General features: G+C 66.1%; 12 protein-coding genes, 1 tRNA gene and 2 pseudogenes. 9 read left to right on the forward strand and 6 right to left on the reverse strand.

Going from position 1 to position 20,842, the window contains the following annotated elements:
* Window positions 1–160: 160 nt before the first annotated feature.
* The 3 genes from UU9_RS00710 to UU9_RS00720 all read right to left on the reverse strand — a co-directional run bounded on the left by UU9_RS00710 (window position 161) and on the right by UU9_RS00720 (window position 4,080).
* The gene (locus UU9_RS00710) at window positions 161–1,039 is read right to left on the reverse strand and encodes a formate/nitrite transporter family protein (RefSeq protein WP_007079783.1); all 879 of its coding nucleotides are present in this window, start codon (window positions 1,037–1,039) and stop codon (window positions 161–163) included.
* 26 nt (window positions 1,040–1,065) lie between these two features.
* Window positions 1,066–2,394: a PQQ-dependent sugar dehydrogenase gene (locus UU9_RS00715; protein ID WP_007079784.1), complete on the reverse strand. Its 1,329-nt coding sequence runs from the start codon at window positions 2,392–2,394 to the stop codon at window positions 1,066–1,068.
* 129 nt (window positions 2,395–2,523) lie between these two features.
* Window positions 2,524–4,080, reverse strand: coding sequence for an SDR family NAD(P)-dependent oxidoreductase (locus tag UU9_RS00720; RefSeq protein ID WP_007079785.1), 1,557 nt, complete (start codon window positions 4,078–4,080; stop codon window positions 2,524–2,526).
* A 261-nt stretch (window positions 4,081–4,341) separates the two neighbouring features.
* On the opposite strand from UU9_RS00720, the gene folC reads away from it, so the two are divergent.
* The 8 genes and pseudogenes from folC (at window position 4,342) to UU9_RS00750 (ending at window position 15,680) form a co-directional block, all read left to right on the forward strand.
* A complete protein-coding gene (gene folC / locus UU9_RS00725; protein ID WP_007079786.1) occupies window positions 4,342–5,691 on the forward strand; it encodes a bifunctional tetrahydrofolate synthase/dihydrofolate synthase in 1,350 nt (449 codons plus the stop codon).
* A 61-nt stretch (window positions 5,692–5,752) separates the two neighbouring features.
* Window positions 5,753–6,805 (forward strand): SPOR domain-containing protein, encoded by a 1,053-nt coding sequence (locus UU9_RS00730; RefSeq protein WP_007079787.1) that lies wholly within the window; start codon window positions 5,753–5,755, stop codon window positions 6,803–6,805.
* 37 nt (window positions 6,806–6,842) lie between these two features.
* Window positions 6,843–7,463: a CvpA family protein gene (locus tag UU9_RS00735; protein ID WP_007079788.1), complete on the forward strand. Its 621-nt coding sequence runs from the start codon at window positions 6,843–6,845 to the stop codon at window positions 7,461–7,463.
* Between the two features lie 24 nt (window positions 7,464–7,487).
* Complete coding sequence (purF, locus tag UU9_RS00740; RefSeq protein WP_007079789.1) at window positions 7,488–8,963, forward strand: amidophosphoribosyltransferase; 1,476 nt, start codon at window positions 7,488–7,490, stop codon at window positions 8,961–8,963.
* A 28-nt stretch (window positions 8,964–8,991) separates the two neighbouring features.
* Entirely contained in the window at window positions 8,992–9,816 is an 825-nt protein-coding gene (locus UU9_RS00745) for a ferritin-like domain-containing protein (protein WP_007079790.1), read from the forward strand.
* 464 nt (window positions 9,817–10,280) lie between these two features.
* A pseudogene (locus UU9_RS18575) lies at window positions 10,281–11,150 on the forward strand (ESPR-type extended signal peptide-containing protein); the annotation flags it as partial.
* A 165-nt stretch (window positions 11,151–11,315) separates the two neighbouring features.
* Window positions 11,316–11,858 (forward strand): annotated as a pseudogene (locus UU9_RS18580) (autotransporter-associated beta strand repeat-containing protein); the annotation flags it as partial.
* A gap of 141 nt (window positions 11,859–11,999) precedes the next feature.
* Window positions 12,000–15,680: an autotransporter outer membrane beta-barrel domain-containing protein gene (locus UU9_RS00750; RefSeq protein ID WP_425476833.1), complete on the forward strand. Its 3,681-nt coding sequence runs from the start codon at window positions 12,000–12,002 to the stop codon at window positions 15,678–15,680.
* 159 nt (window positions 15,681–15,839) lie between these two features.
* On the opposite strand, the gene UU9_RS00755 is transcribed toward UU9_RS00750, so the two are convergent.
* Entirely contained in the window at window positions 15,840–17,279 is a 1,440-nt protein-coding gene (locus UU9_RS00755; protein WP_050982349.1) for an IS1182 family transposase, read from the reverse strand.
* 83 nt (window positions 17,280–17,362) lie between these two features.
* Window positions 17,363–17,437 (reverse strand) — tRNA-Val (locus UU9_RS00760).
* A 121-nt stretch (window positions 17,438–17,558) separates the two neighbouring features.
* On the opposite strand from UU9_RS00760, the gene UU9_RS00765 reads away from it, so the two are divergent.
* Window positions 17,559–17,900, forward strand: a complete 342-nt coding sequence (locus UU9_RS00765; RefSeq protein WP_007079793.1) for a lipid-A-disaccharide synthase N-terminal domain-containing protein — start codon at window positions 17,559–17,561, stop codon at window positions 17,898–17,900.
* 14 nt (window positions 17,901–17,914) lie between these two features.
* On the opposite strand, the gene metH is transcribed toward UU9_RS00765, so the two are convergent.
* On the reverse strand, window positions 17,915–20,713 hold the full coding sequence (gene metH / locus UU9_RS00770; RefSeq protein WP_007079794.1) for a methionine synthase: 2,799 nt from the start codon (window positions 20,711–20,713) through the stop codon (window positions 17,915–17,917).
* Window positions 20,714–20,842 lie beyond the last annotated feature (129 nt).

A 20,842-nucleotide genomic window follows, 5' to 3' on the forward strand; every position in this document is an offset into this window, starting at 1 on the left:
CTGAGCGTAGCCGTCCACAGGACGGCGAAGTCGAAGTGCTGCGGGGAAGTTCAAGCTGGCGTGGTGGCCCATGTGGAAACGGTGCGCAGCGGAAGCAGCAGGGTTTTCGTGGGGTTTCTCCGAACGAGACGGGACGTTCAAGGGTGCGATGACGCTGCGCTCAAGCCTCATCCCCTCGCACCTGCGCATGGCTGATCAGCGCGAAGATGCAGCTGCCGCCCACGATATTGCCCAGCAGGGTGGGCAGGCCGAAGTGGACCACGTAGTCGACGAACCCGGCGCCGCCGCTGAACACCAGGTACAGAACCTCCACCGAGCCCACGATGATGTGGGTGAATCCACCCAGCGCGATCAGGTAGGTGGTGAGCACGATGACGGTGATCTTGGCCTGCTCGGCGGCGGGCACCAGCCACACCATGGTGGCGATGAGCCAGCCGGCCAGGATGCCCTTGGTGAACATCTGCCACGGCGAGTTGGCCATCACCTCGGTGCCGATGCCGACCAGCGCATCGTGCGTCGCGTGGTCGAACAACTGCATGTGCAGGATGCCGTAGGCAAACAGCGCGGCACCGATGAGATTGCCCAGGAAAACCACCGACCACAGCCGCAACAGCAAGCCGAGCTTGGCCAGGTCCGGATGGGTCATCAGCGGCAGCACCGCGGTCATCGTGTTCTCGGTGAACAGTTGCTGCCGCGCCAGGATCACCACCAGAAAGCCGAACGGATAGCCCAGGCTTTCGATCAGGAAGGCGCCGGGCACTTCGCCGAGATAGCGGTGCAGCAAGCCGCGCGCCAGCATGGAAAAGCCCATCGACAGACCCGCCGCCAGCGCCGACCAGCCCAGCGCCGGAATGCTGCGGCCCAGTTCCTCCTCGCCCTGCAGCCGGATCGTTTCGTGCAGCACGGCCGCGCGCGGTGGTTGCTTTTCCTCCACGTCATGCTTTTCTTCGGTGGAAAGGGAGAAGCCGTCTTTCTCGTCGGCAGTCTGGTGATCGTCCGGCGTGGCGTCGGTGGCGAGTCGCTGCTTGCTGTCGTTCATGGGGCGCTCCGCGGCGGGACGGGCGCTCAATCGGCCCGGGTTCGCGCCGGTGTTACGCGCCACACCGTGTTGCCGACGTCATCGGCCACCAGCAGGGCGCCCTTCGCATCCACCGCCACGCCTACCGGTCGGCCGCGGGCGCGGCCTTCGCTGTCGAGAAATTCGGTCAAAACGTCTTGCGCGGGGCCGGCAGGTTTGCCGTTCGCGAACGGCACGAAAATCATCTTGTAGCCGCTGCGCGGCCGGCGGTTCCACGAGCCATGCTGGCCCACGAATGCGCCGTTGCGATAGTGCGCACCGAGCAACTGGCCGCGATAGAACACCAGGCCCAGCGAGGCGGTGTGCGGCCCCAGTGCGTAGTCGGGCACGAGCGCCGAAGCCACCAGGGCGGGGTTCTGCGGCGTCACCCGGGTATCGACGTGCTGGCCGTAGTAGCTGAAGGGCCAGCCGTAGAAGCCGCCGTCCTTCACCGAGGTCATGTAATCGGGCACCAGGTCGCTACCCAGTTCATCGCGTTCGTTGACAGCCGTCCACAGCGCGCCGCTTTGCGGCTGCCAGTCCATGCCGTTGGGATTGCGCAGGCCGGTGGCGAACACGCGCGCGTTGCCGCTGGCGATGTCCACTTCGAGGATGCGCGCGCGATCCCTTTCCACAGCCAGGCCGTTCTCGCCCACGTTGCTGTTGGAGCCCACGGTGACGTAGAGCTTGCGGCCGTCCTGGCTGGCGATGACGTTCTTGGTCCAGTGATGGTTGATGGTGCCGGCGGGCAGGTCGATCACCTTGCGGCCCGGCGCCGTGATCGAGGTTTCGCTGGCGTGGTACGGAAATGCCAGCAGCGCGTCGGTGTCGGCCACGTAGAAGGTGTCGCCCACCAGCGCCATGCCGAACGGCGAGTTGAGATGCTGCAGGAAGACGCGGCGCGTTTCGGCGACGCCATCGCCATCGCTGTCGCGCAGCAGGGTGATGCGGTTGGCGCTGGGTACGCCGGCGCCGGCGCCGGCCATGATCAGTCCGGCGATCCAGCCCTTGATGCCCTTGCTGTCGTCGGGTCTGGGCGGCGCGTTGGTTTCCGCCACCAGCACGTCGCCGTTGGGCAGCGTGTACAGCCAGCGGGGGTGATCCAGGTCGCGGGCGAACGCCTGGACCATCAGGCCCGGCGCAGCGGTGGGATGTTCGCCGTTGGGCCAGCCCACCGCCTTGGCGGTGTTGGTGGTGGGGATCAGGGTTTTGTGCGGCGGTGGCAGTTGCGGGTTCGGACCCATGCCCTGGCGCACGGTCAACCGTGCGGATTCGCCGCAGCCGGTGAGGGCGAGCGTGGCAAAGGCGATGAAGACAACGGCGAACGCGTGGCGCATGGCATCGCTCCGGGGAGTCGAGAACGCAGTGCATACCGTGGGTGGGGAAGCGGGTGTGAATCCGAAGCAAGAGCGCCCTCATCCGCCCTGCGGGCACCTTCTCCCGCAGGCGGGAGAAGGGAACGGTGTTTACCAATCGGTGGGGCGGTAGTCCTTCAGGAACTGGCCCCACACATGCTCGCCCGTGTTGATGCCGTGGATGATCGGGTCGACGATGCGGGCGGCGCCGTCGACGATATCCAGCGGTGGGTGGAAGCGTTCTTCCAGCACTTTTTTCGCCGCCAGCTCGGCCGGGTCTTCATCGGTCACCCAGCCGGTGTCGACGCTGTTCATGTGGATGCCGTCGTTGTGGTAATCGGTGGCCGAGGTGCGCGTCATCATGTTCAGCGCGGCCTTGGCCATGTTGGTGTGTGGATGGCGGGTGGTCTTGAAGCTGCGGTAGAACTGGCCTTCCATCGCCGATACGTTGACGATGTGCTTGTCGCGCTCGTCGGTGCGCAGCATCAGCGGCTTCAGCCGCGCGTTGATGATGAACGGTGCGATGGCGTTGACCAGTTGCACCTCCAGCAGTTCCACCGACGGCACCTCGGCCATCAGCAGCCGCCAGGAATTGCGCTGGCGCAGATCGATCTGCTGCAAATCCTGGTCCAGTCGGCCTTCGGGGAACAGGTGGCTTTGCGCCAGCAGTTCCTCGGGCAGCAGCGGTAGTTGCGATAGTTCGGCGGCGCGGGTCAGGCCGGGGACGGCAGTGTCGCGGCCCGTGCCTTGGGGCAGGATGTTCGAGCCACGCAGGCCTTCGTAATGCCCGACCAGCTTGCGCAGGTGCTCGGGCATGTCGTGCAGTGCGGCGGTTTCGCCTTCCATCATGTGCGCGTAGAAATCCGGCGGGCGGCGCACGGTCTGGCAGGCGTTGTTGATGATGAAATCCAGCCGCGTCCGGGTCGCCACCAGCTCCTGGCAGAACGCTTCCACGCTGGGCGTGTGGCGCAGGTCCAGGCCATAGACCTGCAGGCGATGACCCCACTCGACAAAGTCCGGCTCCGCCGCGTAGCGCGCCGCCGAATCGCGCGGGAAACGCGTGGTGACGATCAACTCGGCGCCGGCGCGCAGCAGCTTCAGGCCGGCCTGGTAGCCGATCTTCACGCGGCCGCCGGTGAGCAAGGCCACGCGTCCATGCAGGTCGGCCAGCTCGGTGCGCTTGGCGTAGTTGAACGCGGCGCAGGTGGGGCACATCTGGTCGTAGAAAAAATGCAGGGTCGAGTATTTCTGCTTGCACACGTAGCAGTGTTTCGGCTCGACCGATTCGCGCGGCTGCGCCGCATCGGCGCCGGGATCGACGTCGTGCGCGATGAATCCCTCGGGGGCGAACACGTTGGGCGTGGTGAACACCGGCTTGCGGCGCAGCGCGCGGATGCCGGTCTGGTTCAGCACGTTGTCTTCGGTCTGCACCTTCGCCGCGTGGCGCGCTTTCTCCGCGGCCTTCAGCTTCACCCGCCGCGCCACCGGATCGGGGTGGTAGACATTGGCTACGGCCAGCTGCAACCGCGCGCGCTCGTCGGCGGGCAGACGGTCCAGCAACTGGCGGTCGGCGGCCAGCGCTTCCAGCAGCGCGGTGGTTTCGCGCAATTGCGCCAGCAATGCGGACTCGGCGTCATCCTGCACAGGCAGGGTGGGGTGGGCGTTCATCGAAAGGTTTACCGCTGTGATGGGTGGATCGGCGCGACCCTTGTAGGAGCGACTTCAGTCGCGACCCGCCCTGGGCAGGAGCAACATCGCAAGCACCGAGACCGGGTATTTTGCCTGCTTTCCCCCATTCCCGCCCGCCGTGCGCGTTTGCCCGCGCCGCGTCGACGGCTGTGGACAGTAGAATGGCTGGCTGATCCCCACCGATTCCCACCACGCGCAACGGACGCGCGCCGCACCCGCCATTCAACAAGAAGCTTTCGCATGCCCCGCAACCTCGCCGAATGGCTGGCCTACCAGGAACACGTCAACGTACACAGCATCGAGCTGGGGCTCGACCGGGTGCGGCAGGTGTGGCTGCGGATGGGCGCGCCGGCGGTGGCGCGGCGTGTCATCACCGTGGGCGGCACCAATGGCAAGGGCTCCACCGTGGCCTTGCTGGAGGCGATGGCGCGAGCGGCCGGTTGGCGCACGGGCAGTTTCACCTCGCCGCATCTGCTGCGCTACAACGAGCGGGTGCGGATCGACGGTGCCGAAGTGGACGACGCAGCGCTGGTCGCCTCGTTCGAACGCATCGAGGCGGCGCGCACGGCCGGTTCCGATCCGGCCATTCCCCTGACCTATTTCGAATTCGGCACGTTGGCCGCGCTGGACCTGTTTGCGCGCTCGGGGCTGGATCTGGCGGTGCTGGAAGTGGGGCTGGGCGGGCGGCTGGACGCGGTGAACATCATCGATGCTGACGTGGCGGTGATCACCACGGTGGATCTGGACCACATGGACTGGCTGGGCAACGACCGCGACAGCATCGGGCGCGAAAAAGCGGGCATCGCCCGCAGCGGCCGGCCGGCAATCGTGGGTGAGCTGGAGCCGCCGGCCGGATTGCTGCAGACGCTGGCCGCGTGCGGTGCCCGGATCGAGCGGGCCGGCGTGGATTTCCACGCGCAGCGCCATGCCGGCGGCGGCTGGCGTTGGCAGCACCGCGACGGCGCCGACATGGAACTGCCCGATCCGCGGCTGTCGGCGCCGGTGCAATACGCCAATGCGGCGGCCGCGATTGCGGCCCTGCATGCGCTGTGGTCGGCGGAGCCGGTGCTGTCGACGCGCGACTGGCCCATGGCTATCGGCACGGGATTGCGCGCCGCCTCGCCATCGGCACGCCTGCAACCGCTGGGCGGCGATCCGCCGGTGCTGGTGGACGTGGGCCACAACCCGCAGGCCGCGCGTGCGCTGGCGGACTGGCTGGACGCGCAACCACCCGCGCGGGTGCACGCGGTGTACGGTGCGCTGGGCGACAAGGATGTGGCCGGCGTCATCAGTGCATTGGGCGCGCGCATCGATCACTGGCATCTGGCCGGACTGGAGCAGGTGAGTCCTCGCGGTCTGGCCGTGGAAGCGCTCGCGGGAATCCTGCGGCAGACCCAGCCCGGCGCAACGTTCGACACCCACGCCGACGTGCCCGCCGCGCTTGCTGCGGCGCGCCGGGCGGCGCCGGCCGGGGATCGCATCCTGGCTTTCGGTTCCTTCTTCGTGGCCAGTGCCGTGCTGGCGCAGATGGCGCTGGAGCCCACACCATCCGCCGCCGCGTGCACCGTGCCGGTTGGGACGGTTCCATGAGCAGGGACGCTGGCGGTTATAATCGCGTTCTGCCTGCCGCGAGCCGCCTTGGAGCGAAACCTTGAATACACGCCTGCTGGGTGCTGCCGTCCTGATCGCCTTGGCGGTTCTGTTCATTCCCATGTTCTTTTCCAGCAAGCCACCGGCGGAAAGTGGCGACGCGGCAGTGAGCCTGGCGATTCCGCCGGCGCCGGATCGCGACCTGCAGACGCGCACCATGGATCTGTCCACCAGCGGCACGGCACCGACGCAGGCGCAAGCGCCGGCCTCGGCCGACCAGCTGGCCACCGTGAACATCGGCTCCAACCGTCCGCTGGATGTGGAAACCGATCCCCGTGCCGGCAAGGCGCACGAGCCCACCACGGTGAGCACGGGAACGGGCACATCCACCGCCGAGCCGGTGATCCCGATGCAGGCCGCGCCGCGCGACGAAACACCGGCTCCCGCTGCCGCCGAGCCCGTCGCGACCAAGCCGGCGGCTCCCGCCAAGGCCGAAGCCAAGCCCGAACCCGCCCCGGCTCCGGCGCCCAAGCCCGCATCCAAACCCGCCGAGCCCGCTCCCCACGTGGCCGACGTCGGCGGGCAGGGCAGCTACATGATCAACCTCAGCGCCTACGCCAGCGCCTCGGGCGCGGCCAGCTTGCAGCAGAAGGTGCGCGCCCTGGGTTACCCGGTCAGCAGCCATCCGATCACCCAGGCGGGGCAGCGCCGGACCAAGGTGGTTGCCGGCCCGTTTGCCACGCGCACGGCGGCTGAGGCCGCCCGGCTGAAAATCACCCACAGCATCTCCGGCGTGCCGGCAACGCTGGAACACAGCGACGCGCAAGCCAGCTCGGCCAGCCCGACCACCTCCGCGCATACCGCCAGCGCCAGCAGGGCCGGCGGCTGGGCGGTGCAACTGGCGGCGGTGAGCGGCCAGGCCGACGCCAACGCGCTGCGCGACAAGTTGCGGGCGGCGGGCTTCGACGGCTTTGTCGATTCGGTCAACGTGGGCGGCAAGCAGCTGTGGCGGGTGCGCGCCGGTCCGCAGACGCAGCGCGCCGATGCGCAGCGCGTGCACGACCAGATCAAGGCCAAGCTGGGCATCGACGGCAACATCGTGTCGGTGCCTTGAGCTTGCGTCACCCACTGCGAGTCGGACGAACCCACCCATGAACTGGATCGACTACGCGATCATCGGCGTGCTCGGCTTGTCGGTATTGATCGGCCTGTGGCGTGGCCTGGTGGTCGAGGTGCTGGCGCTGGTGGTGTGGGCGGCGGCGTTCTGGGTGGCCTGGGTTTTCGGGCCGGCGGTGGCGTCGCATTTCGGCACCATCATCACGCTGCCCTCGGCGCGGATCATCGCCGGCTACGGCCTGTGTTTCGTGGCGGTGCTGATCCTGGGGGCGTTGCTGCGCTTCGTGGTGGCGCGGCTGGTGGCCGGTACCGGCTTGTCCGGCACCGATCGGCTGCTGGGCATGATCTTCGGTTTCGTGCGCGGCGTGCTGCTGGTGACCTTGCTGGTGTTCCTGATCGGTTTCACCGCGTTCACCCGCGACCCGTGGTGGCAGCAGTCGGTGTTGCTGCCGCATTTTCAGCATGTGGCCACCTGGCTGGAACAGCGCGTGCCGGCCGAGGTGCGCAACCTGCACGCGCCTGCCCAGCTGAGCCAGCTGCCGCGCTTGCCGGCTTCGCTGCTGACCCCCATATCGGACCGGACGCCCGCCCCGGCAAGCACCGCCCGCCCGGCCTATCCCGCGGCTGCAGGCAGTGCTCCCGCCCCTCATTTTTGAACGACTTTCGAAGCAGGCAACAACATGTGCGGAATCATCGGCATTGTCGGTACCACCCAGGTGGCATCGGCGCTTTATGACGGCTTGACGGTGTTGCAGCACCGCGGCCAGGACGCCGCCGGCATCGCCACCGTGGACGGTTCGCGGCTGCGCCTGCACAAGGGCAACGGGCTGGTGCGCGACGTGTTCACCGAGGCATCGATGAAGACGCTGCCCGGCCGCATCGGCATCGGCCATTGCCGCTATCCCACGGCCGGTTCCGAGGGCTCGTCGGAAGCGCAACCGTTCTACGTCAACTCACCCTACGGCATCGCATTCGCCCACAACGGCAACCTGGTCAACACCGACGAGTTGCGCCGCGAGATGTTCGAGGGCGACCGGCGCCACATCAATACCGATTCCGATTCCGAAGTGCTGCTGAACGTGCTGGCGCACGAGCTGCAGATCCAGGACCGCATGGCGTTGACGCCGGATCACATCTTCAAGGCCGTGGCCGGCATGCATGTGCGCGCCCGCGGCGGCTATGCCTGCGTGGCGTTGCTGCTGGGCTACGGCTTGCTGGCGTTTCGCGACCCGCACGGCATCCGCCCGTTGGTGCTGGGCGAACGCGTCACTGCCGAGGGCCGCGAATATGCGGTGGCATCGGAATCGGTGGCGCTGGACGTGCTGGGTTTCAAGCGCATCCGCGACGTGGAGCCGGGCGAGGCGGTGATCATCACCGACGCCGGCGAGCTGTTCAGCCGCCGCTGCGCCGAGGGCGCGCTGCATACACCGTGCATTTTCGAGTACGTCTACCTGGCGCGGCCCGATTCGATGATCGAGGACGTCTCGGTCTACAAGGCGCGCCTGCGCATGGGCGAAAAGCTGGGTGCGAAGATCCTGCGCCTGCGCCCCGACCATGGCATCGACGCGGTGATCCCCATTCCCGACACCGCACGCACCGCCGCCAGCGCGCTGGCCGGGGTGCTGGGCGTGCCGTTCCGCGAGGGCTTCGTCAAGAACCGCTACATCGGTCGCACCTTCATCATGCCGGGGCAGGGCGAGCGGGTGAAGTCGGTACGGCGCAAGCTCAACGCGATCGATCTGGAATTCCGCAACAAGAACGTGCTGCTGGTCGACGACTCGATCGTGCGCGGCACCACCTCGAAACAGATCATCCAGATGGCCCGCGACGCCGGCGCCAAGAACGTCTATTTCGCCTCCGCCGCGCCGCCGGTGCGCTACCCCAACGTCTACGGCATCGACATGCCCTCGGTGACCGAGCTGGTGGCCGCCGGCAAGACCGAGGCCGAGGTGGAGAAAATCCTGGGCGCCGACTGGCTGGTCTACCAGGACCTGAAGGACCTGATCTGGGCCGTGCAGGACGGTAACGAGGAGCTGCAGCAATTCGACGCCTCGTGTTTCTCCGGCGAATACGTCACCGGCCTGGACCAGCGTTATCTGGAGCAGATCCAGATGCTGCGTTCGGACGACGCCAAGGCTGCCCGGCGCAGCGGCTAGCGGTGATCGCTCGCTGCCACATCGCGCCATGACCGATCTTCACGCGGCAGCCAAACGCTGCCTGGATGCCACCGAACCGGCCGAGAAACTGCGGCTTACCCACGCCACGTGGGAAGCGTTTCTCGCCGGCGACCTGCAGCCTGATGCGGCATCGCCCGCACCCGATCCGATCACCGCCCCCGGCCGGCCTGCGAAACCCGTGTTGGTAAACGCGCGCCAGTTGCCGCAACGCGGCCTGGGCAGTGAGGCGGGCCGCGCGGCGCTGGTGCATGCCGTGGCGCACATCGAGTTCAACGCAATCAACCTGGCCTGGGACGCCGTCTATCGTTTCCGCGGCATGCCGGCCGCGTACTACCGCGACTGGGCCAGCTGCGCCCATGACGAGGCGCGCCATTTCGCGATGCTGGCCGAGCGGTTGCAGGAGCTTGGCCACGCCTACGGCGATTTCGACGCCCACGACGGCCTGTGGCAGATGGCCGAAAAAACCGCGCACGACGACACCGCCCGCATGGGCCTGGTGCCGCGTGTGCTGGAAGCGCGCGGGCTGGACGTCACCCCCGGCATGATCGAACGCCTGCGTCAGTTGGGCGACACCCGCACGGTGGCGATCCTGGAGGTGATCCTGCGTGAGGAAGTCGCCCACGTTGCCGCGGGCACGCGCTGGTATCGCCACTGCTGCCAGCGCGACGGCATCGAACCGATCGCCCATTTCTTCGCGCTGATCCGCGACTACATGGGCGTCAACCTGCGCGGTCCGTTCAACCGGCCCGCGCGGCTGGAGTCGGGCTTTGTGGAAGAAGAACTGGATCGGCTGGCGGCGTTGGCTGCAGAGGTTGCTGCGCCAGCGCCCTGAGCCGTGCCGATGGCTTTCTTGCCGCCATCCAGCGTCCATCTGCGGGTGGCGTTTTTTTCAGAACATGTTGCGACACCTGGTGACCGATTAAGGCAGTTTTTGCCTTGAAGCGCCTTGCCCGCGGAGGGCTTCAGACACCCCGCCGGAGGGAGAAATCAGTGCTGCGGCAAACGCTCGCGCCGGTGGGACTGAACGTGGCGAGCCCCTGCCGCATGTGAAGGCCGCGTGAAAGCCGTCCTTAAAGTCGCTAACATAACCTCTGCGGTGAACGGTGTGATCGGATTATCACTACGAGATATCCGCGTGGCACGCCTGTTGCTTCCACGAAATTAGGGGTTTCGCCGCGCCGTCCGGTTCTCCGACCCGCGTGTCAGAAAAACCATCGATCGTTTCCTTGCGTAAGCAAGCCACAGCCACCTCCGGGCGGGCGTGACTGCGCGTCTTCATAAAATCAGGGCTCAAACATGAATCGCATTTTTCGTATCGTCTGGAATCGCGCGCTGGGGCAGATGGTTGTCGCATCCGAGTTGTGCCGCAGTCGAAGCAAGGCAGGGCGCGCCAGCGGACAAGGCTCAAAAGCGTCGAGGAAGATGGGGTTGGCGCGGTTGGGCGCAGGCGTTGTGCTGGGCTTGGCGACCGCCTCTGCGGGCTACGCCCACACGATCACCATCGGCTATTCGAACTCGGGCGATTACGCGCTGACCTTCTGGTACGGCACCTATCACGACACCCATTTTCCCGAAGGTGCACTGATGCTCTCGGGCCCCATGGGTACGACGACCACCGACTTCACGCTGTATACCCAAATCCGGCCCGACGGGCTGGTCGATGGCGACACGAACTTCTGGTCTGACGGTACTTCATTGGTTGGGTATGACACCTACGGCTCGCCCGTGCTTACGTGGCAAGGCATGGAGTTCACGGGACTGATTCCCGGGACCTATACCTTCACCTATGTCCCCATCCCCGTCCCCACGCAGGACTGGCATCCGATCGACGACGTGATCCTGTCGAGCTCGGTGACCGTGATCACGGCGGACTTGCTCGCCAGCGTTCCTCGCATCGAAGTAGGCGACGTGATCGACGAAACCTCGCTGGACCCCAGCAAGCCGATCATTTTCGATGGCGGCACCTTGCAGCCGAGCACCACCACGACGCTTGACCAGATCGTCAGCGTGGCCAGTGGCGGCGGCACCATCGACACCGACGCGGGCAAGGACTTGACCCTGACGGGGGACATCGACGGGCGCGGCCTGCTGACCAAGACCGGCGATGGCACCCTCACCATCGAAGGAAACAACACCAGCGTGGGCGGGCTTGCCATCAACGGCGGTGTGGTCAGTGTCGGTTCCGACAGCGCACTGGGCGATCCATCCGCGGAGCTGAGTTTCGACGGTGGCACGCTGAACACCACCGCAGATATCGACAATGGCCGCGACATCACTCTCAATGCCGGCGGCGGCACCTTCGACACGGATGCCGGTACCACGCTGACCAACAGCGGCACCATCAGCGGCACCGGCGGCTTGACGAAGGAAGGCGAAGGTACCCTGGAACTGACCGGCGACAACAGCTACACCGGTGGCACCACGGTCAACGGCGGCACGCTGCGGGGCGACACCGACAGCCTGCAGGGCGACATCGCCAACAACGCCACGGTCGCCTTCGACCAGGCCACCGACGGCACCTATGCCGGCGACATGAGCGGCAGCGGCAACCTGGTCAAGGACGGCACTGGCACGGTGACCCTGACCGGCGACAACAGCTACACCGGCGGCACCACGGTCAACGGCGGCACACTGCGGGGCGACACCGACAGCCTGCAGGGCGACATCGCCAACAACGCCACGGTGGCCTTCGACCAGGCCGCCGACGGCACCTATGCCGGCGACATGAGCGGCAGCGGCAACCTGGTCAAGGACGGCACCGGCACGGTGACCCTGACCGGCGACAACAGCTACGCGGGCGGTACGACCGTCAACGGCGGCACGCTGCAGATCGACAGCGACGGCAACCTGGGTGCCACCGGCGGCGACATCACCCTCGATGGCGGCACGCTGCGTACCACCGCCGACATCACCACCGCCCGCGACATCACCGTCGATGCGGGCAACGGCACCATCGCCAGCGATACCGGCACCACCTTGACCAGCACGGGTGCGGTCAGCGGCAGCGGCAGCTTGGTGAAGGATGGCGACGGCGCGCTGGTGCTGGACGGCGTCGCCTCGCAGACGGGCGGCACGGTCGTCAACGACGGCACCCTGGTGCTCAACGGCGACAACACCTACACCGGCGGCACCACGCTCAACGGCGGCACACTGCAGGTCGGCAGTGACAGCAACCTGGGCGATGCCAGCAGCGACCTGACCTTCAACGGCGGCACGCTGCACACCACCGGCGACATCAGCACCGCGCGCGACATCACGCTGGATGCCGGCAACGGCACCATCACGGGTGATGCCGGCACCACCTTGACCAGCACGGGCGCGGTAACCGGCAGCGGCAATCTGGTGAAAGATGGCGAGGGTACGCTGGTCGTGGACGGCACCGCGTCGCAAAACGGCGCCACCATCGTCAACGACGGCACATTGGTGCTCAACGGCCACAACAGCTACAAGGGCGGCACCATCCTCAATGGCGGCACGCTGCAGATCGCCAACGACGGCAATCTGGGGGATACGGACGCCGATCTCACGTTCAACGGTGGCACGTTGCATACCACCGATGACATCACCATGTATCACGACATCAAATTGAATACGGGCAACGGAACCCTCGCGAGCGATGCCGGCACCAAGGTGACCAGCTATGGCGACATCACCGGCACGGGGAGCCTGACGAAAGCCGGCGATGGCACGCTGGTGTTGGCCGGTGACGGTGCCTTCAGTGGCGGCCTGAATATCGACGCAGGCAGCGTGCAGGCCTCTGATGGCTCCAACCTTGGCTCGGGCACGATCAGCCTCGGTAATGCTTCCCTGCAGGCCACCGATAACCTGAGCATCGCCAACGCGGTGGTGCTGGTTGGTGCCGACTCGACCATCGACACTCAGGCGAACGACGTGGTCATCAGCGGCTCGATGGGGGGCATTGGCGACTTGAACAAGGTCGGTTCGGGCACGCTGACCCTGGCGGGCACCAATACCTATACCGGCGTCACCGCCATCGACGATGGCACCCTGGCATTGAGCGGTGCCGGCAGCGTGGCCTCGTCCAGCAAGGTCGTCAACAACGGCACGCTGGACATCTCGGCGGCGACCGCCGGCGCCAGTGTCAAGGCGCTGACCGGTTCGGGCGAAGTGCAATTGGGCGACAAGGCGCTGACCCTGACCGACGCCTCGGGCGATTTCGGCGGCACCATCGCCGGCACCGGCTCGGTCGTCGTCGATCACGGCATCCAGGGCCTGAGCGGCAGCAATACGTTCTCGGGCGGCCTGCAGGTCAACGGCGGCACCGTGCAGGCGTCGTCGGACGCGAACCTGGGCAGCGGCACGGTCACCATCGGCGCCAATGGCACGTTGCAGAGCACAGGCAGTTTCACTTCAGACAACGCGTTCGTGCTGAAGGGCGCCGGCTCGACCATCGACACCCACGGCAGCGACGTGGTGCTGTCCGGCCAGGTCTCCGGCGCCGGCACACTGAACAAGGTCGGCGACGGCACGCTGACGCTGACCGGCAACAACAGCCAGAACGGCATCCACGTAAAAGGCGGCACGCTGGCGTTCGATGGCGACGCCGCCCTGGGCGCCAGCACCGGCGTGATAACCATCGAGGATGACACCACGCTGCGCTCGCTGTCCGACGTGGACATCACGCATGCGATCTACGTCAACGACACCCGATCGGCGGTGTTCGACACCGGCGGCCATGCGGTCACCGTGTCGGGCAACATCGATGGCGCCGGCATCGTGCAGAAGCTGGGCTCCGGCGTGCTGACGCTTTCGGGCAACAACAGCCAGGTGCTGATGGAGGTGAAGGGCGGCTCCATCGCGGTGGCGTCGCAGAGTGCGGCCGGTGCGGCGGGCGGCGACATCTACATCGGCACCGACGGCAACTTCAGCACGTTGTTCGGCGGAACGATCACGCAGAAGGTGCACGTCACCGGCGAGAACGCGCACTTCAACACCAACGGCCATGACGTGGTCCTCACCGGCACCGTCGACGGCAATGCGTGCTTCATCAAGAGCGGCGAGGGGCGCCTGGACCTGCGTGGCGGCGGCTCCAACGCCATCGGCGCCTGCGTCAAGCAGGGCGATCTGGCCTTCAACAGCACCTTCACCGGCAAGGTCTGGGTGTACGAGGGCGCCGTCGCCAGCGGTTCGGGCCGGATCGAGGGCGACGTGGACGTGAAGGGCACGCTGTCGCCGGGCAATTCGCCGGGCCACCTGCAGGTGGCGGGCAGCGTCAAGCAGCAGGACGGCAGCCGCCTGCTGGTGGATGTGGACGGGCGCACGGCGGGCATCGGCGCCGGCCATTTCGACACGCTTGAACTGGTCGGTGCGCAAAGCGTCTACACCGCCGGCGGCACGCTGGTGCCGAGGCTTCGCGATATCACGGGCGATGCCAGCAACACCTTCGTGCCCGAGATCGGCGACACCTTCCATGTCGTGCATGCCGAAGGCGGCGTGGAGGGTGAGTACGCCTCGGTGGCGCCAGCCAGCGACGGCCTGCCGGACAACGCGCGGTTCGACGTGCGCTACACCGCCGACGACGTGATCCTGGCGGTCACGCCCGACAGCTACAGCCAGCTGCTGGCCGCGTACAGCACGTCCAACGCGGCCTCCGTCGGCGCGGCGGTCGACGGGGTACGTGGCGCGGCGGGTGCCCGCGTGTCGTCGACCGACCGGCTGCAGGACGAACTGCTCGGCATGGATGCGGACCAGCTTTCGCACACCTTCCAGCAGTTGGGTGGCGAGGTGCACGCCGATCTCATGAACGCGGTGATGCAGTCGGGTTACCGCCTGCAATCCACGGTCAGGCAGCGCATGGCCAGCCCGATGAACGGCGACGTGGCAGCCGCGGATGGCGCGCCGCGGTCGGAGCTGGGCGACCACTTCTGGACCACCACGATCCACGCCAACGGCCGCATCGACGACACGTCGGCCGCGCAGGGCTACGGCTTCAACAACAACACGCTGGTGGTAGGCCTGGACAACGCGTTCTCCGAAAACCTGACCGCTGGCGGCGGCGTGGCGTACAGCCGCGACGCGGTGTACGCGGGCTGGCTGGGCGAGGGCAAGCAGTCGAGCTACCAGGCGTTTGCCTATGGCGTGTGGCAGTCCGGCGGCAACTACGTCAACGGCATCGTGGGCTATTCCAACGACGACTACACGATCGACCGCTCGGTGGATCTGTCCAGCGGCACAGCTCAGCTTTCGTCCGATCCGCGGGGCCACTCCGTTTCGGTCGATATCGAAGCGGGCCGGCGGTTCGATGCCGGTGCATGGGCGATCACCCCGGCCGTGGGCCTGAGCAGCCAGAACGTCCATCGCGGCGGCGTACAGGAACACGGCGCACCGCAGGCCGCGCTGGACATGTCGTCCAGCGACATCGCCTCGCTGCGCGCACGCCTCGGCGGGCGCATCAGCACCAGCTTCGGCTGGCGCGGCTGGGAGATCAGCCCTCACCTGGACGTGTTCGCGGTGCATCAGATGGGCGACACGTCGGCCGTCGTCAACTCGCGCCTCAGCAGCACCGGCTCGTTCCGCACGACGGCGTCGGCGGCGGGTCGCGATGGGGTGCAGGTGGGTGCGGGCGTGGTGGCGAAAGTGTCGAACAATGCCACGCTCTACGTGGACTACCAGTCCGACAACTGGAGTCATGCAACGTCGCACGAGTTCAAGGCCGGCGTGCGCATCGCGTTCTGATGGATGCTGCGGGCTCCGGCAGAACCGGAGCCCGCGGTGCTTGACGGCCAAAGGACACCCCAAAAAAAACCGGCCAGAAGGCCGGTTCAGACTGCTGACGAACCCCACGTTTTTCGGAACGCGGGGTTTTTCATTCAGGCCGGGAGAACGTCGCGGCGATCATCGTGGACAGGCGCCGCGAAGCGGGAATGGCGGTGCCATGGCGCTGAGGCGTGTCTGGAGGCACGCCAGGCGCGCAAAAAGGGCACGTAAACGCGCTCGCAGCAGGGCGATCTTCTTGATGTTTTGTGCCGCGGCGGCCAGCAGGCATTGCTCGGCTACCCGGCGCAAGCCACGCATGCGGGCATAGCGGTGTCCATGGAGCTGCTTGGCGTCGGCAAAGCTGCGCTCGACCGTCTCCTTGCGTCGCGCGTATACGCGCTTGCCCCAAGCGATCAGGCGGCGGGCGTCGACCCGCTCCTTGGCCTCTTCCCATACGTGGCGGACGACCACTTTGGTGGCATTGGCACTGGCCGTGCAGCGGTGGCGCAGGGGGCAGGCGCGGCATTGGGCAGGATCGGATTTGTATTCCCGGTAGCCGACCCGGTTGGTGGTGCGGTAAGCCAGCGTTTGGCCGTTCGGACACACGTAGACGTCCCGATCCGGGTCGTAGCGATACTCGCGCTTATAGAAGGTGCCGGGCTTGTGGTTGGGCGTGCGGTAACCCATCACGCCCAGCACACCGCGCTCCTCCAGGCCATGACATACCGCCGGGGTGAAGTAGCCGGCGTCCAGGCCGACCGCCTCGACGTCCAGCCCGAAGCGCTCGCGCTGGCGATCCAGACGCGCCAGGTAAGGCTGGCTGTCATGCACATTGCCCGCCGTCACGTGTGTGTCGGTGATGATCGCGTGCTTGGCATCGACCGTGCGGTGGTCCAGGTAGAAGAAACCCTTGGGTTTCTCGTCGCGCACCATGTAGCCGCTGTCCGGGTCGGTCCGGCTGACCTTGGTCGGCTTGGTCGGTGGCGGCGTGTCGCTGTCCCGCTGGAGGGCTTTCTTGCCGTGCGCCTGGCGATCGGCATCGACTGCCGCGTCCAGCGCCTGAAGGTAGGCCGATGGCGTCTGCTCGACCTCCATCAGATCGAACTTCTTCTTGTTGGCGTTGGCCTTCAGGTGCGTGCTGTCCGTGTACAACACGCGCCCACCGACCAGCCCATGCCCCATGGCCTGCTGCACGATCGCATCGAAGATGCCCTGGTAAACCGTCGTATCCGTGAAGCGTCGACGCCGGTTCTGCGAAAACGTCGAGGCGTCGGGCACCTTGCCGGTCAGGCGGAACCCGGCAAACCAGCGGTAAGCCACGTTGACCTGGACGTCGCGCATCAATTGGCGCTCGCTGCGGATGCCGAACAGGTAGCCGATGAACAGCAGTTTGAACATCACTACCGGATCCAGCGCCGGGCGGCCGTTGTCGGCGCAGTACAAGTGCGCCACCTCGCCTCGGATGAACTCGAAGTCCACCGTTGCGGCAATCTTGCGCAACAGATGGTCTGCAGGCACCAGCATGTCCAGCGTCACCATTTCCAGGTGTTGCTGCGTGGGAGTCGGGTCTTTGAGCATGGACCCATTAAAACGACAAACCCTGGCAGAGGCCAGAGTTTGTCAGCAGTCTGAACCGGCCAGAAGGCCGGTTTTTTTTGTCTTGGTGGGCGGTGCAGGGATCGAACCTGCGACACCTGCCGTGTGAAGGCAGTGCTCTACCGCTGAGCTAACCGCCCAATGTGAGCGCCGTATTCTAGGGGGCCTTGCCACGCCGGTCAACGTTATTCCGCAACCGGGCCGCTGGCGGCATGGCTTGATTGGTAGACTTGCGGACTTCTCCATTCCAAGCGCATCGCCATGGATTTTTTCAGTGCTCACTTCCCGTCGATCATCCATGCGTTGCAGAACTTCCAGCTGACGCCGTGGAAGATCGTGGGCTATACCGGCACCTTGATGTTCACCAGCCGGTGGTTCGTGCAGCTGTATTACACGCGCAAGTACAAGCGCGTGGTGATGCCGCTGGCGTTCTGGTGGCTGTCGGTGTTGGGTAGCGTGCTGCTGCTGGCGTACTTCATCGTGGGCAAGAACGACTCGGTGGGCATCCTCTCGAATTTCTTCCCGGTGTTCGTTTCCACCTACAACCTGTACGTGCATCTGCGCAATCGCAAGAACAGCATTACCGGCGATGTGACCGCGTAAGGACGGAACCACGCTCATTCGGGCTCGTAGTCGAGATTGGAGGCCAGCCAGCGTTCGGCTTCGGCCACGGTCCAGCCCTTGCGGCGGGCGTAGTCCTCGATCTGGTCCTTGCCCAGGCGGCCGACCACGAAATACTGGCTGTCGGGGTGCGAGTAGTACCAGCCGGAGACGGCGGCGGCGGGATACATCGAGAAACCTTCGGTGAGTTCGATGCCGGCGTTCCGGGTCGCGTCCAGCAGCGCAAACAAGGTCTTTTTCTCAGTGTGCTCCGGGCAGGCCGGATAACCGGGGGCCGGGCGGATGCCGCGGTATTTCTCGGCGATCAGCGCGTCGTTGTCGAGCGCCTCGTCGGGCGCGAAGCCCCAGAATTCCTTGCGCACGCGCTCGTGCATGTGTTCGGCGAAGGCCTCGGCCAGGCGGTCGGCCAGCGCCTTGAGGATGATCGAGGAGTAATCGTCGTAATCGGCCAGGAAACGGTTGAGGTGCTCCTCGATGCCGAGCCCGGCGGTGACGGCGAAACCGCCGATCCAGTCGGGTTTGTCGAATTCCTTCGGCGCGATGTAGTCGGCCAGGCAGAGATTGGGGCGCTCGGGCGGCTTGTCGGCCTGCTGGCGCAGGCTGTGCAGGGTGGCCAGTTTTTCCCTTCTCCCTGCGGGAGAAGGTGCCCCGCCAGGGGCGGATGAGGGTGCGGGCGGAGCGGAATCTCTCGCTTCGACCGTACCCTCATCCGCCCTTCGGGCACCTTCTCCCAGAGGGAGAAGGGAATAGACCTCGACGTCGTCGCCCACATTGGCGGCCGGCCACAGACCGATCACCGCGCGGGCGGTTAGCCATTTCTCGGCGATGATCGTATCGAGCATCTTCTGCGCGTCGCGGAACAGCTCGCTCGCCTGTTCGCCCACCACCTCGTCGGTGAGGATGGCGGGGTAGTGGCCGGCCAGTTCCCAGGCCTGGAAGAACGGCGTCCAGTCGATGTACTGGCGGATGACCGACAGGTCGTAATCGTCGAACACGGTGATGCCGGGCTTATTCGGTTGCGGCGGCTCGTAGGCGGCCCAGTCGCAACGGAAGCGCTGCGCGCGGGCCTTCTCCAGCGACACCAGTTTCTTGCCGGGGCCTCGGTTGCGATGGCGTTCGCGCACGTCGGCGTATTCCACGCGCACCTTGGCCAGGAAATCGCCGACCAGGTCCTTGCTCACCAGCGACTGCGCCACACCGACCGCGCGCGAGGCGTCCTTCACCCACACCGTGCCAGCCTTGTAGTGCGGTTCGATCTTCAGCGCGGTGTGCGCGCGCGAGGTGGTGGCGCCGCCGATCAGCAGCGGCACGTGGAAGTTCTGCCGCTGCATTTCCTTGGCCACGTTGGCCATTTCTTCCAGTGAAGGCGTGATCAGGCCGGACAGGCCGATCATGTCGGCCTTTTCGGCGATGGCGGTTTCCAGGATCTTCTGCGCCGGCACCATCACGCCCAGGTCGATCACCTCGAAGTTGTTGCAGCGGAGCACCACGGCCACGATGTTCTTGCCGATGTCGTGCACGTCGCCCTTGACCGTGGCCATCACGATCTTGCCGTTGTTCTTGCCGGTGTCGCCGGTGCGCAGCTTTTCCGCCTCGATGTACGGCAGCAGATAGGCCACGGCCTTCTTCATCACGCGGGCGGATTTCACCACCTGCGGCAGGAACATCTTGCCGGCGCCGAACAGATCGCCGACCACGTTCATGCCGTCCATCAGCGGGCCTTCGATCACGTCGAGCGGGCGCGTCGACATCTGCCGCGCTTCCTCGGTGTCTTCGGTGACGTACTGGTCGATGCCGTGTACCAGCGCGTGGCTGAGACGTGAGCGCACGTCCTCGTCGCGCCAGGCCAGCGTCTCGACCTCGGCGGCGCCGCGCTTGCCCTTGTAGTTGTCGGCGATCTCCAGCAGGCGCTCGGTGGCGTCCTCGCGGCGGTTCAGCACCACGTCCTCGACGCGCTCGCGCAGCGGCGGGTCGATGTCGTCCATGATCGTCAGCGCGCCGGCGTTGACGATGCCCATGTCCATGCCGGCTTTGATCGCGTGATACAGGAAGACCGAATGGATGGCCTCCCGCACCGTGTTGTTGCCGCGGAACGAGAACGACACGTTGGAGACGCCGCCGGAGATATGGCAGGCGGGGAAGCGCTTTTTCAGCTCGCGGGTGGCTTCGATGAAATCCACCGCGTAGTTGTTGTGCTCCTCGATGCCGGTGGCGATGGCAAAGATATTGGGGTCGAAGATGATGTCTTCGGGCAGGAAGTCGAGCTCGTTCGTCAGCAGCTCGTAGGCGCGCGAGCAGATCTCCACCTTGCGTTCGATGGTGTCGGCCTGGCCCTGTTCGTCGAACGCCATCACCACCGCGGCGGCGCCGTACTGCTGCACCTTGCGCGCCTGCTCGAGAAATGCGGCCTCGCCTTCCTTCATCGAGATGGAATTGACGATGCCCTTGCCCTGCAGGCAGCGCAGGCCGGCCTCGATCACCGTCCACTTGGACGAGTCGATCATGAACGGCACGCGGGCGATGTCGGGCTCGGACGAGATCAGGTTGATGAAGCGGGTCATCGCCGCCTCGGAGTCGATCAGGCCCTCGTCCATGTTGATGTCGATCACCTGGGCGCCGTTGGCGACCTGCTGGCGTGCGACTTCGACGGCCTCGTCGTAGCGGTCTTCCTTGATCAGCTTCTTGAATTGCGCCGAACCGGTGACGTTGGTGCGCTCGCCCACGTTGATGAACAACAGGTCGGGGGTGATGACCAGGGGTTCGAGGCCGGAGAGACGGGTGTGGCGGGTACTCATGAGCGGCGATCCGTTGCGAAGGCTGTTGTTCTTGCTCCCTCTCCTGCTTGCAGGGGAGGGCTGGGGAGGGGTGAAGTTTTTGATCGGGCTTTTGAGATGTGAGGCAAGAGCGTTACCCCCTCCCAACCT

The organism is Rhodanobacter fulvus Jip2 (assembly GCF_000264315.1).
In the GTDB taxonomy this organism is placed as follows: Bacteria; Pseudomonadota; Gammaproteobacteria; order Xanthomonadales; family Rhodanobacteraceae; genus Rhodanobacter; species Rhodanobacter fulvus.

Bases quoted from the DNA above. Each gene is read 5' to 3' on its own strand.
- UU9_RS00710 (WP_007079783.1), bottom strand. From the start codon at position 1,039: ATGAACGACAGCAAGCAGCGACTCGCCACCGACGCCACGCCGGACGAT.
- UU9_RS00715 (WP_007079784.1), bottom strand. From the start codon at position 2,394: ATGCGCCACGCGTTCGCCGTTGTCTTCATCGCCTTTGCCACGCTCGCC.
- UU9_RS00720 (WP_007079785.1), bottom strand. From the start codon at position 4,080: ATGAACGCCCACCCCACCCTGCCTGTGCAGGATGACGCCGAGTCCGCA.
- folC (WP_007079786.1), top strand. From the start codon at position 4,342: ATGCCCCGCAACCTCGCCGAATGGCTGGCCTACCAGGAACACGTCAAC.
- UU9_RS00735 (WP_007079788.1), top strand. From the start codon at position 6,843: ATGAACTGGATCGACTACGCGATCATCGGCGTGCTCGGCTTGTCGGTA.
- purF (WP_007079789.1), top strand. From the start codon at position 7,488: ATGTGCGGAATCATCGGCATTGTCGGTACCACCCAGGTGGCATCGGCG.
- UU9_RS00745 (WP_007079790.1), top strand. From the start codon at position 8,992: ATGACCGATCTTCACGCGGCAGCCAAACGCTGCCTGGATGCCACCGAA.
- UU9_RS00755 (WP_050982349.1), bottom strand. From the start codon at position 17,279: ATGCTCAAAGACCCGACTCCCACGCAGCAACACCTGGAAATGGTGACG.
- UU9_RS00765 (WP_007079793.1), top strand. From the start codon at position 17,559: ATGGATTTTTTCAGTGCTCACTTCCCGTCGATCATCCATGCGTTGCAG.
- metH (WP_007079794.1), bottom strand. From the start codon at position 20,713: ATGAGTACCCGCCACACCCGTCTCTCCGGCCTCGAACCCCTGGTCATC.